Source organism: Novosphingobium sp. SG919 (assembly GCF_012932495.1).
GTDB classification, from domain to species: Bacteria; Pseudomonadota; Alphaproteobacteria; order Sphingomonadales; family Sphingomonadaceae; genus Novosphingobium; species Novosphingobium rhizosphaerae.
In genome coordinates this window covers 485,359-497,563 of sequence record NZ_JABCNG010000001.1, presented here as the reverse complement: position 1 = coordinate 497,563, position 12,205 = coordinate 485,359, and the positions used below count along the sequence as shown (strand labels likewise).

The 12,205-nt window shown below is 66.7% G+C and carries 12 protein-coding genes; 6 read left to right on the top strand and 6 right to left on the bottom strand.

Annotated elements, in window-relative coordinates; translation table 11 throughout:
• Window positions 1-16: 16 nt before the first annotated feature.
• The 3 genes from FHT19_RS02205 to apaG form a co-directional block, all read right to left on the bottom strand.
• A complete protein-coding gene (locus FHT19_RS02205) occupies window positions 17-1,972 on the bottom strand; it encodes an EAL domain-containing protein (protein ID WP_246865853.1) in 1,956 nt (651 codons plus the stop codon).
• Between the two features lie 204 nt (window positions 1,973-2,176).
• Window positions 2,177-3,016: a LysR family transcriptional regulator gene (locus tag FHT19_RS02200; protein ID WP_169473724.1), complete on the bottom strand. Its 840-nt coding sequence runs from the start codon at window positions 3,014-3,016 to the stop codon at window positions 2,177-2,179.
• A gap of 25 nt (window positions 3,017-3,041) precedes the next feature.
• Window positions 3,042-3,440 carry a Co2+/Mg2+ efflux protein ApaG gene (apaG, locus tag FHT19_RS02195; RefSeq protein ID WP_168554172.1) on the bottom strand — a complete coding sequence of 133 codons (399 nt, stop codon included), beginning with the start codon at window positions 3,438-3,440 and terminating at the stop codon, window positions 3,042-3,044.
• A 106-nt stretch (window positions 3,441-3,546) separates the two neighbouring features.
• Here apaG and FHT19_RS02190 point away from each other — a divergent pair, with 106 nt between their 5' ends.
• The 4 genes from FHT19_RS02190 to FHT19_RS02175 are packed head-to-tail and all read left to right on the top strand — an operon-like array spanning window position 3,547 to window position 7,030.
• Window positions 3,547-4,161 carry a recombination protein O N-terminal domain-containing protein gene (locus tag FHT19_RS02190; RefSeq protein ID WP_169473722.1) on the top strand — a complete coding sequence of 205 codons (615 nt, stop codon included), beginning with the start codon at window positions 3,547-3,549 and terminating at the stop codon, window positions 4,159-4,161.
• Window positions 4,162-4,173: 12 nt separating this feature from the next.
• Window positions 4,174-5,229, top strand: a complete 1,056-nt coding sequence (gene leuB, locus FHT19_RS02185) for a 3-isopropylmalate dehydrogenase (RefSeq protein WP_169473720.1) — start codon at window positions 4,174-4,176, stop codon at window positions 5,227-5,229.
• 12 nt (window positions 5,230-5,241) lie between these two features.
• On the top strand, window positions 5,242-6,366 hold the full coding sequence (locus FHT19_RS02180; RefSeq protein WP_168554169.1) for a glycosyltransferase family 2 protein: 1,125 nt from the start codon (window positions 5,242-5,244) through the stop codon (window positions 6,364-6,366).
• Window positions 6,359-7,030 carry a DUF2238 domain-containing protein gene (locus FHT19_RS02175; protein ID WP_169473718.1) on the top strand — a complete coding sequence of 224 codons (672 nt, stop codon included), beginning with the start codon at window positions 6,359-6,361 and terminating at the stop codon, window positions 7,028-7,030. Before FHT19_RS02180 ends, FHT19_RS02175 begins: the two co-directional genes overlap by 8 nt.
• A 41-nt stretch (window positions 7,031-7,071) precedes the next feature.
• Here FHT19_RS02175 and FHT19_RS02170 read toward each other — a convergent pair whose 3' ends face one another.
• Window positions 7,072-8,460 (bottom strand): glycosyltransferase family 39 protein, encoded by a 1,389-nt coding sequence (locus FHT19_RS02170; protein WP_169473716.1) that lies wholly within the window; start codon window positions 8,458-8,460, stop codon window positions 7,072-7,074.
• A 99-nt stretch (window positions 8,461-8,559) separates the two neighbouring features.
• On the opposite strand from FHT19_RS02170, the gene FHT19_RS02165 reads away from it, so the two are divergent.
• Both FHT19_RS02165 and FHT19_RS02160 read left to right on the top strand, forming a co-directional pair.
• Window positions 8,560-9,768, top strand: a complete 1,209-nt coding sequence (locus FHT19_RS02165) for an aminotransferase class I/II-fold pyridoxal phosphate-dependent enzyme (protein ID WP_168554166.1) — start codon at window positions 8,560-8,562, stop codon at window positions 9,766-9,768.
• 97 nt (window positions 9,769-9,865) lie between these two features.
• Window positions 9,866-11,200, top strand: coding sequence for a PAS domain S-box protein (locus FHT19_RS02160; protein WP_169473714.1), 1,335 nt, complete (start codon window positions 9,866-9,868; stop codon window positions 11,198-11,200).
• A 17-nt stretch (window positions 11,201-11,217) separates the two neighbouring features.
• Here FHT19_RS02160 and FHT19_RS02155 read toward each other — a convergent pair whose 3' ends face one another.
• Together FHT19_RS02155 and FHT19_RS02150 are read right to left on the bottom strand one after the other, a co-directional pair.
• On the bottom strand, window positions 11,218-11,496 hold the full coding sequence (locus FHT19_RS02155) for an accessory factor UbiK family protein (protein ID WP_168554164.1): 279 nt from the start codon (window positions 11,494-11,496) through the stop codon (window positions 11,218-11,220).
• 90 nt (window positions 11,497-11,586) lie between these two features.
• Complete coding sequence (locus FHT19_RS02150) at window positions 11,587-12,150, bottom strand: TspO/MBR family protein (RefSeq protein ID WP_168554163.1); 564 nt, start codon at window positions 12,148-12,150, stop codon at window positions 11,587-11,589.
• Between the last annotated feature and the right edge of the window lie 55 nt (window positions 12,151-12,205).

Here is a 12,205-nt window from a genome sequence, read left to right as displayed (position 1 = left end):
GCGCAACCTTGCCGCATCAGGCCACGGCGCGGTCCATGGCAGCCAGGGCCACGTCGGCCCGCTCGGGCCGGCCCAGGTGATAGCCTTGCATCAGGCGGATGCCCAGCGCGCGGGCGGTGGCCAGCTGGGCTTCGTCCTCCACGCCTTCGATCATGCATTCGATGCCCAGTTGCCAGGCGAACGACACGATCGTGCCCACGATCGCCCGCGCGCCAGGATCGCTCGACAGCGCGGCCGCCAGCCCGCGATCGATCTTGACCATGTCCAGCGGCAGATCGCGCAACTGCGACAGGCTTGACCAGCCGGCACCGAAATCGTCGAGCGCCAGGCGGAAGCCGGCGGCGCGGAATGCTTCCAACTGGGTGCGGGCGCGGCGCGGATCGGCCAGCAGCGCCGCTTCGTTCATTTCCAGCAGGAAACGGGCAGGGTCCGCGCCGGCATCGCGCACCAGGCGATCGAGCGATTCGACCGCGCCCTCGCGGGTGACATCGCGCGGACTGAGGTTGATCGCCACGGTCAACCCGCGCCGCCAGGCATCGCATTCGGCCAAAGTGCGCGCGATCACCGCGCGGGTCAGTTCGCCGGTGCGGCCGGTGGCCGTGGCCAGGTGCATGAATTCGCCGGGCGCCAACCAGGTCTGCCCATCGGGCGACCAGCGGGCAAACGCCTCGAACCCCAGCACGGCGCCGCTGTCGACATCGTAGAACGGCTGGTAAAGCAGGCGCAGCCGGTCATCCAGGCGGCAACCGTTGAACTGGCGGGTCATCGCGCTGCGATGCTGCAGGGCCACTTCGTCTTCCGGGCCGAACAGAACGATCGCGCCTTCGCCCCGCTTCTTGGCCTTGTAGAGCGCGGCATCGGCTCGTTCGAGGCAGGCCCCCACGGCGTGCCCGCCCACATTCGCCGCCCCGGCATTGGCCCCCCGCATCCGGTGAATTCCGGTGGACGCATGCAGGCGCAAGGTAACGCCATTGTGCACCACGGGCGCGCGCACCGCCTGTGACAGGGCATGGGCAGCCGCTGCCACGCCCGGCCCGTCGAGCGCGCCATCGAACAGGATCGCGAATTCATCGCCGCCCAGCCGGCCATGCGCCACCACCCCGCCGATCGCATCGATGCGGCGCGAAACCGCGCGCAGCACGTCATCGCCCGCAGCGTGGCCATAGGTGTCGTTGATATGCTTGAACCCATCGAGATCGAGCAGCGCCAGCCAGGGTTGCGGCGCATCGTACCGGGTCACTTCCTGGGCCAGCCGCGCCAGGATCGCGCGGCGGTTGAGACCGCCGGTCAGGGGATCGCGCGAGGCCTGCTCAAAGTTCGTCTGCGCCAGCCGCGCGGCCAGCCGTTCGCGCCGGGCAAGTTGCTGACGCGACAGCTCCAGCCGCACGAAATCGGCGTGAAAGCCGAACGTCATCATCAGCACGGTGAGATTGGCCATCGTCAGGACCACGACCACCGGCCAAACCCCCGCCCCATCGACGGCGAGGTAGACAATGGCAGCCGGCACCGTGCAGGTCAGCGCCAGGCGCAGGGCCGCGGCGGGCGCATGGGCCAGGCCCAGCACGCCCGCCACCGACACCACCGAGAGCAGCACGCGCACCAGCGCCCGCTGCGCATCGTTGCCCACGCAATAGAGCGAGAGCGCCCACGACACGGCGAACAGCGCCGAAAGCCCCACGCTCATCGGCAAAGTGACGATATCCTTGCGCCGCCGCGCCAGGGGGCGTTGCGCCACCTGGGAAGGCAGCCAGTGCCAGCCGCGCTCGGCGGCGAAGGCCATCATCGCCACGCCCGGCAACAAGACCGGCCAGTGGACCGTGCCGATGAAGCGCATGATCACCAGGCCCACGCCCAGGATCACCAGCAGCGACAGCAGCGGCAGGCGCCGCGACAGATTGTGGGCGTAGGACGCCACCATGGTTTCGCCACGATGGCTGCGCCAATGCGAAGCGCCCAGGACCGAACCGACCAATGCCCGTGCCGTCCGCCCTCGGCCGCGACGGCGCGTTGGCTTGCCCGGCACTGGCGCTGGGCTTGCCTCCACATCGTAGTCTGCCTGAGGGTTTCCGCTAAGGACTTCCATCTGGCGGCCATAGGGCCAAGGCAGTTAACAGGTGGTATGCGCGCCCACCCAAGCGATTGCCCTCGCGCGCGGAAACCAGTGCGCCCGGCGCCGTCAGCCCTCGGCCAGCGCCGCCACCAAGGCCTTGACTTTCTTCTGCCGCCACTGCGGCAGGGGGGCTACCAGCCAATAGCCACGCCGGCCGATTTCCACTTCGCCCAGCGCAACCACGCGGCCGGTGGAAAGCGCATATTCGGCCAGCAGCAAAGGCACGCGCGCTTTGCCCAGGCCAGCGGCGGCAGCACTGATCGCGGTGCCCGCATCGCCCACCGAAAAGGCCACTTCGCGCCCTTCGCCCGCCGGCACCGGGTCACCCGGCCAGCCGATCCACGCGCCGTCGCTGTTGGCGCCAACACTGTTCTCCGGGTTTCCTTCGGCAAAGCCGGGCGCGGCCACGATCACGGTCTGCGGCGCGCCCAGCGGGATGCCTTCCAGTTCGCCCGGCCCTTCGGCCCAGCGCACGGCGAGATCGAGGTTGGCCTCGGTAAAGTCGATGTCGCCATCGCCGCCCACCAGCGAAAAGCGCAGCGCGGGGTTTTCGGCGCGGAACGCGGCGAGGCGCTGGCTGAACCAGGCGGCAAAGAAATCGCGCGGGCAGGCAATGGTATAGACGTGGCTGGATTGGCCGGCCTGCATCGCCTGCACGCCTTCTTCAAAGCGCAGGAAGCCTTCGCGGATGGCATCGAGGCCGGCGGCGGCTTCGTCGGTCAGTTCCAGGCCCTTGGACGTGCGGCGGAACAGCACCACGCCCAAAAGGTCTTCCAGCGCGCGGATCTGCTGGCCAACGGCGGCGGGCGTCACGGCCAGTTCGTCGGCAGCGCGGGTGAAGGACAGGTGGCGGGCGGCGGCATCGAGCACGCGCAGCCCGTTGAGCGGGAGATGGGTCCGCTTCATGAGGTGATTGCCTTCTTCTTGGCGGTCAATTGGCCGTGGCCGGGGCGGCCAGCGGAAAGAAGGGGATGGCCACTTCCAACAAGGAGCCATCGTCGCGGCGCATGGTGTAATGCCCCTCCATGCTGCCCGTGGGCGTGCCCAGCGGACAGCCCGAGACATAGTCGTGCGCCTGGCCCGGTTCCAGCCGGGGCTGTTCGCCCACCACGCCTTCGCCATCGACAAAGCTGACATGGCCACGCCCGTCGGTGATGCGCCAATGCCGGGTCACGAGCTGGGCCGGCTCGTTCGAATCGTTTTCGATGCGGATGTGATAGACCCAGAACCACTTGCCGGCCGCCACGCGCGATTGCTCAGGCAAAAAGTTCACCGCCACCCGGACGGTGATGCCATGCGTGATCGCGGCATGCTGGAAAAGCTGCTTCATCCGCCACAGACTAACGCACTTGGGCGTTCGTTCCAATGCCCGAAATGGACCATCTGCGCCAACGCCCTTGCTGCAGCAGGGCGGGCACGGCACAGGCAGGAATGTGATGACTGACCTGCCACCGCCCCCGTTCATCGTCTGCGCCGTGCTGCCCCATGGGGAAACCGGCGCGGTGGTACGCCTGCTGGGCGAGGAGACGGGACTCGTCGCGGTCTATGTGGCGGGTGCGCGCGGGCGGACCTTGCGCCCCGTGCTGATCCCCGGAAACCTGGTGGCCGCAGACCTGGCGCGGCGCGGCGATACGCGCCTGCCCACCGCGCGGGTGGAACTGATCGCCAGCCGCGGCCCCTGGCTGGGCGAGCCACTGGCCAGCGCCGGCCTGGCCTGGGCCTGCGCGCTGACCGCCGCCGCCCTGCCCGAGGGCTTGCCCCTGCCGGCGATCCATGCCGCGCTTGTCGCCTTGCTCGATGCCATTTGCCTGGCGCCATCGGCACGCGGTTGGGCGCGCGCGCTGGCCGGCTATGAAGCCTTGCTGCTGCGCGAAGGCGGGCACGGCCTGGCGCCCCTGCCCGTCGCCAACGAGACTTGGCCCGCCCTGCTGGCCCGGCTGGATGCCCAGGGGCCGGCGATTGCAAGCCAACTGCTTGCCGAACGGCGGCGCGATGTTATGGCGGCCCGCGCGATTCTGCTGGAACGGCTGAAGCGCATCGGATCGGATTGAGAAGGCCAGAACATGAAAATTGCGGTTTTGCCCGGCGACGGCATCGGCCCCGAAGTGACGCGTGAAGCGGTCCGCGTGATCGAGGCACTCGACCTTGGCATCGCGATGGAACAAGCGCTGGTCGGCGGCAGCGCCTACAAGGCCAGCGGCCACCCCCTGCCGCCCGAGACACTGGCGCTGGCCCGCGCGTCCGATGCCATCCTGTTCGGCGCGGTGGGCGATCCCGATTGCGACGCGCTGGAACGCCACCTGCGGCCGGAACAGGCGATCCTGGGCCTGCGCAAGGAACTGACGCTGTTTGCCAACTTGCGCCCGGCCAAGGTCTTTGCCGGCCTGGAAAGCCATTCCGCGCTGCGCCCCGAAGTGGCCGGGGCGATCGACCTGCTGATCGTGCGCGAATTGAACGGCGACGTCTATTTCGGCGAAAAGGGCTTCCGCCAGACCGCCAGCGGCGAGCGCGAAGGCTATGACATCATGTCATACAGCGAAAGCGAAGTGCGCCGCATTGCCCATGTCGCGTTCCGCGCCGCGCTGGGCCGGGGCAAGCGCCTATGCTCGGTGGACAAGGCCAACGTGCTCGAAACCTCGCAGCTGTGGCGCGACGTGATCGTGGAAGTGGCCAAGGAATATCCCGACGTCGCGCTCGAACATATGTATGTCGACAACGCCGCGATGCAGCTGGTGCGCGCACCGGGCAAGTTCGACGTGGTGGTGACCGGCAACCTGTTTGGCGACATCCTGTCCGACCAGGCCAGCATGTGCGTTGGTTCGATCGGACTGCTCGCCTCGGCCTCGCTGGGTGAACGCCAGACCGCGCACGGCACCTTCGGCCTCTATGAGCCGATCCATGGTTCCGCGCCCGACATTGCCGGCCAGGGCCTGGCCAATCCGATGGCCACGATCCTTTCGGCCGCCATGCTGCTGCGCCATTCGCTGGGCCTGGCCGATGCGGCCGACCGCGTGGAAGCAGCCGTTGCCGCCACTCTGGCCGATGGCGTGCTAGGCCGCGACCTGGGCGGCACCGCCGGAACTGCGGAAATTGGTGACGCCGTGATCGCAAAGCTGTAAGCGCTGCGCCCCATGTTGCAACTGGCAGTCATTCTCCCGACCTTCAACGAGAGCAAGAACATTGCCTCGATGGTCGAACGGCTCGACAAGGCGCTCACCGGCATCGCCTGGGAAGCGGTCTTCGTCGACGATAACAGCCCCGATGGCACCGCCGATGTGGCGCGTGCCATCGGCCGCACCGATCCGCGCATCCGCGTGATCGAGCGGATCGGACGGCGGGGCCTGGCCTCTGCCGCGATCGAGGGCATGTGCGCCACCGCCGCGCCGATCGTGGCGGTGATGGACAGCGATCACCAGCACGATCCCGCGCTGCTGCCACAGATGCTGGCCGCCATCACCAGCGGCGAGTGCGACGTGGCCTATGCCTCGCGCTTTGCCGAAGGGGCCAGCACCGAAGCCTGGGGCCGGCCCGATCGGGTGAAAGCCTCGGGCCTCGCCAACGCCATCGCCCGCAAGGTCACGGGCGTGCAGCTGACCGACCCGATGAGCGGGTTCTTCATGCTGCCCGCCACGGTGCTGCGCGCCGATGCGCACCGTCTGTCGGGCGTGGGCTTCAAGATCCTGCTCGATATTCTCGCCACGGTTGACGCGCCGCTGCGGGTAAAGGAATTTCCCCTGCACTTCGCCGCCCGGGCCGAAGGCGAATCGAAACTGGACCGTACCGTCGTGTTTGAATTCCTCATCGGCCTTTACGACAAGTGGCTTGGCCGCATCATCCCCACCCGCTTTGCCCTGTTCGGCACGGTCGGCGCGCTGGGCGCACTGGTGCACCTGGCCGTGCTCTATGTGGTGCTGCACTTGTTCGGCGCGGAATTCGCGCTCAGCCACTATCCCAAGGAAGCCGCGTTCATCGTCGGCCAGACCCTGGCTGCCTTGACCGCGATGACCTTCAACTTCGTGCTCAACAACGAACTGACCTATGCCGACAAGCGGCTGCGCGGGTTCATGCCGCTCACGCGCGGCTGGCTGAAATTCGCCGCCACTTGCGCGTTCGGCATGCTCGCCAACATCGGCGTCTCCACTGCGCTGGTGCGCGTCGGCTTCCATCCGATCTCGGCCGCGCTGGTAGGCATCGTGCTCGCCTCGGTGTGGAATTTCGCGCTGTCGAGCAAGTTCGTATGGGGCAAGTATGGCTGATGGTTCCGGTGCCGGTGCGCTGGCCCGCTTGCAGTTGGCAATCGTGGCGGCAACCGGCATCTGGACGGTCTATTGCCTGCTGACATCACCTTATCCTTATTATGCGCCGCTGCAGAATGGCCCCACGCTGGCCATTCTGGGCGGCGTTGCCATATGGGCCTGGCGCCGCCCGCAATCCACTTCGGCCGTGGCATGCCTTTGCGCGTTCCTCGCCCTGCATGCGCTGGGCGGGAAATACATCTATTCCTACGTGCCCTATGAACGCTGGGCGCAAGACCTGGCCCTGCCCAGCCCCAACCGGCTGCTCGGCCTGCCGCGCAATTCCTATGACCGGCTGGTGCACTTTGCGTTCGGCCTGCTGATGGTCCACCCGATCCGCCAGGCACTGATGCGGCAGGGCGGCGTGGGGCCGCGCCTGTCGCTTTATGTCGCCGTGGAATTCGTGATGGCGGGAAGCTGCCTTTACGAGATCTTCGAATGGCTGCTGACCGTGATCATGGCCACCACGGATGCCGATGCCTACAACGGGCAGCAGGGCGACCTGTGGGATTCGCAAAAGGACATGGCCTGCGCCAGCGCCGGCGCGATCGTGGCGGGGGCGGTCATCGTGGCGCGGCGCATGGCGTCGAAAATGGCTTCGACAGGCTCAGCCCGAACGGATTGAGACAACTGGTTTCTAGTATCCCTGCCCGGCCGAAATGCCCGTCACTTCCACACCGGCATCCAGGTGAAGAGGCGGAAGGACTTGACGCTTGGCAAGGGCGAGGCCGCCAGGATCGGGAAGAAATAGACGAAACCGAGCAAGGCCAGGGCCAGGCTGGTCCAGGCCGGCCAACGCAGACCCCGCCGCCAGAGCTGCGCCAGCACCAGCGCCAGCGCCGCGTCGAGGAACACGGCGGCAAGCTGGTAGTGGTAATAGAACTGGACCGGCTTGCCATTGATCGCCCAGAAGAACAGCGACCCAACGTAGAACAGCGCCGCCATGCCGCTCAGCGCCGACAGGCGATCGCGCCCGGTGGGCCACCACTTGCCCGGCAGCGCAAGGCTGCGGCGGGCCAGCGCCATCGCGCCGTCGGCCGCGCACCACAGCAGCGCGGGCAGCCCCGCCCACATCGTGTAGGGATTGCCGATCATCAGCACGCCGCGCTGGGCGCCGTCCCACTTTTCATAGAAGAACCAGATCGGCCGCGCGTTGAGCATCCACTGGTACCAGTGGCTCATGTAGCGGTGCGGCTTCACCACGCTGTCCTGCAATTTCAGCATGGTCTGCTGCCATTCCACCAGGTGCCAGGGGCTTAGCGGATTGACCGCATAGAACATCGCCGGCGTGAACGTGGCGAAATAGACCAGCACCGGCCAGATCCCGAGCCACAGTGCAGCCTCGATCAGGCACACGCCCGGCACCGGGCCGCCGGCACGCCCGACCAGCCAGGCCAGGGCGCGATGCGGGCGGCCTGCGCTTGCCTGCCCCGCGCTGGCCTGCCCCGCACTGGCCCGCCAACGCGCATGGGCATACCACAGGCCGGGAAAGACCATCAGCGGCACGCCGTTCCACTTGCCGCCCATCGACAGGCCCATGAACAGGCCCGCCAGCACCAGGTGCACGCGCGCACCTTTGCGCGCCGCCAGCGCCCATTGCCAGAAGGCCAGAGCCAGCGAGGCGGCCATTGCCATGTCGAGGATGGCGATGCGCGACAGCACGAACCAGATGAAATTGGTCGCCAGGAACACGCCGAACAGCAGGGTGCCACGGCCTGAAAGGCTGGCCCACCAGAACGCCCGGATCGCACCGTAAAGCCCGATCACGCCATAAAGCGCGTTGCAGAACCGCCAGCCGAACGGATTGTCGCCAAACAGCATCATGCCCAGCGCGATCAATTCCTTGCCCAGCAGGGGGTGTTCGGGATTGAGCCGGCTGGACAGCGCGATCAGGTGCCGCGCGGCAGGCAGGTAATGCACTTCATCGAACATGATCTTCGATGGCGTGCCCAGGCGCCAGAACACCAGCACGGCAAAGACCGCCACGATGGCCAGCACGCCACGGATCGGATCGGGTTCGGACGCGCGCGGCGGCAGCGGAATGGGCTGGTTCATGCAAGGCGCGCGATACGCCAGATGCCCCCAGGCACGCAATGGCACCGGCGCAATGGGACGCCTTGCGCGCGCCGCCCCTGTTAACTAAGGCTGCGCGCCATGAAACGCGCAACCGGACAAGACCGCTCGATCACCCAATCCTGGCGCCCGGCCACCAAGGCCGTGCGCGGTGGCACCTGGCGTTCGGAAATGGGCGAAACGTCCGAAGCGCTGTTCCTGACCTCTGGCTATACCTATGACGACGCCGCCACCGTGGCCGCGCGGTTTGCCGGCGAGCAGGACGGCATGACCTATTCCCGCCTGCAGAACCCCACCGTGGCCATGCTGGAAGAGCGCATCGCGCTGATGGAAGGGGCGGAAAGCTGCCGCACCCAGGCCAGCGGCATGGCGGCGATGACCACGGCGCTGCTCTGCCAGCTTTCGGCCGGCGATCACATCGTTGCGGCCAAGGCGGCGTTCGGTTCGTGCCGCTGGCTGGTGGAAAGCCTGCTGCCGCGCTTTGGCGTGGAAGGCACCCTGATCGACGCGACCGACAATGCCGCGTGGGAAGCCGCGATCCGGCCCAACACCAAAGTGTTCTTTTTCGAGACACCAGCCAACCCGACGCTGGGCATCGTGGACATGGAATATGTCTGCGGCCTGGCCAAGGCGCACGGCATCACCACGGTGGTGGACAACGCCTTTGCCACCTATGCCCTGCAACGGCCGCTGGAATTCGGCGCCGACGTGGTGGCCTATTCGGCCACCAAGATGATGGATGGCCAGGGCCGCGTGCTGGCCGGCGCAGTGTGCGCCAGCCACGATTTCATCGAGAACAAGCTGCTGCCGTTCCAGCGCAACACCGGCCCCAACCTGGCGCCGTTCAACGCCTGGGTCGTGCTCAAGGGCCTCGAAACGCTGGACCTGCGCATTCATCGGCAAAGCGTGAATGCCCAGAAAGTGGCGGAATTCGTGGAAAAGCGCGTACCCACGATCCTGTACCCGGGCCTGGCGAGCCATCCCCAGCATGACCTGGCGATGCGACAGATGAGCACGGGCGGCACGATCTTTTCGATCGTGCTCGATGGTGGGCGGGCCCAGGCGCATGCCCTGCTCGACGCGCTCAAGCTGATCGACATTTCGAACAACATCGGCGATTCGCGTTCGCTGATGTGCCACCCCGCCACCACCACCCACCATGGCGTGGGCCCCGAGGGCCGCGCCGACATGGGCGTGGGCGAAGGCATGCTGCGCCTGAACGTGGGACTGGAAGACCCGGACGACGTGATCGAGGACCTGGACCAGGCGCTCAAAGCCGCGGGGCTTTGAGCCGAAACCGCCAGCCCAAGGCACGCATCTGGCCATTGAATTGCTCCGCCAAGCGCTTACAAGTGCGCCGGGCGGGGCTATAGACCGGAGCGTACCATTGCTGGCGGAAGCCCATCTTTCGGCCATCGTTCAATCATCGGACGATGCCATCATCAGCAAGTCGCTGGTGGGCATCGTGCTTTCCTGGAATCCCGCCGCCACGCGCATCTTCGGTTTCACCGAGGATGAGATGATCGGGCAATCGGTCCGCAAGCTCATCCCTGCCGATCGCCAGACCGAAGAAGACAGCATCATCGCCCGCATCGCGCGCGGTGAACGGGTCAAGACCTTTGAAACGATTCGCCAGCGCAAGGACGGCACGCGGTTTTGCGCCTCGCTGACCATTTCGCCGATCCTGGATGCCGATGGCACGGTGGTGGGCGCCAGCAAGATCGTGCGCGATGTGAGCGAACGCCAGGCCGCCGAGGCCGCCCTGGCAGAACGCGAACACCGCCTGCGCATGCTGGCCGACAACATATCACAGCTGGCCTGGGTTACCGATCCACATGGCAGCCTGATCTGGTTCAACAAGCGCTGGTATGATTACACGGGGCTGACCGAAGCGGATTCGCTGGTCAACCACGTGCCGGTGCACCATCCCGACCACGTCGATCGCGTGATGACCAAATTCCACGACGACCTGGCCGCCGGACGCGAATGGGAAGACACCTTTCCCTTGCGTGGGCGCGATGGCGCCTATCGCTGGTTCCTGTCACGGGCCAAGCCGATCCGCGACCATTCCGGCCACATCGTCAACTGGTTCGGCACGAACACCGACGTGACGGAAATGCTGGAAAAGGAAGAGCAGATCCGGCTGCTGCTGATGGAAGTGAACCATCGGTCCAAAAACATGCTGGCCGTGGTTCAGGCCCTGGCCCGCCGATCGGGTGGCGGCGATCCCGATTTCCTGGCCCGCTTCGAAAACCGCCTGGCCAGCCTTTCGGCAAACCAGGACCTGTTGGTGCGGCGCGGGTGGCAACACATTCCCATGGCCGAACTGGTTGATGCGCAACTGGCGATCCTGGACCGCGACAGCCGGGCGTTGGTCAAGGTCTGTGGACCCGACCTGCTGCTATCGCCACGAACGGCTGAAATCGTCGGCATGGCGCTGCACGAGCTGGCGACCAACGCGCTCAAGTACGGTGCGCTGTCCCAGGGCACTGGCCAGGTTTGGCTCTGGTGGGAAGAGCGCGGCGATCGCTTTGTAATGGAATGGCGCGAGCGCGGGGGCCCACGCGTGGAGCCGCCGCAGAACTCCGGCTTTGGCACCACGTTGATCCGGCATATTCCGGCGCGCAGCCTGAAAGCCGACGTGACGCTGGACTATGCGCCCGATGGCCTGGCCTGGCGCCTGGAGTGCGATGCCACCCTGGCGCGCACCCTGGCGTCATAACGCAGGCAACAGGGCCGTCAGCCCTGCCCTTCGCCGGCAGGATGTGCGTCACCGGCCAGCCGGGCTTCAAGCGCCGCGATCCGGGCCTTGAGCGTTTCGACTTCTTCGCGTGCGGTGGCGGCCATTTCCTTGGCGGCGGCGAATTCCTCGCGGCTGACGAAGTCGAAGCCACCGAACACTTCGCGCGCCTTTTCCCGCGCGGTTTCGCCCGCTTCACGGCCAAGGCCGGCCAGCGTGCCCGCGGCGCTGTTGAGCACCTTGACGAAATCGGCGATCATCGGGTTTTCGGTCTGCATGGCGGCCCATCCTGGGGTTGGAAATCTTGCCGCCTACATGGTGTGGGCGCCCGCGAACCGCAAGCGCCACCTGCAATTATCTCGGGGCAATTACCCCTGGCCGAAATCGATATGCACCGTCGACTGCGGCACGGCCGCGCCATCGGCATCGGGATTGAGCTGGATGAACTGGAAATTGAGGAACGCGGCAAAGCAGATCCAGGCCAGATAGGGCACCAGCAGCCAGGCCGCGGCCGGGCGCACCCGCCAGAACAGGAAGATGGTGAGCGCCACCAGCGGGATCATCGCCAGGATGATGCCCTGGGCGATCATCATGCGGTGCAGCGCAAAGAATACCGGGCTCCACGACAGATTGAGCAGCAGTTGCACCACGAAGGCCGCCACGGCGCCGGGCCGCCCGGGCGCACCGCGTGCGGCCAGGATCATCGCCAGAGCCAGCCCCATCAGCAGGTAAAGCACGCTCCACACGATGCCGAACGTGGCAGGCGGCGGGAACGTTGCCGGCTTGACCAGCGCGGCAAACCACGGGTTGCTTGGCCCGCTGCCGGCCGACCGGCCCGACAGGAAGCCGAGCCCCAGCACCAGGGGGATGGTGAAGAGCGACCAGCGCACGAGGCTGGCGCGAAGCTGCGCGGGCGAAGCAAGATAACGCATGGTGTGGTTTTACGTCTGCCTCAAGCAATTGGTTCCGGTGAACCCGGCTCCGTGG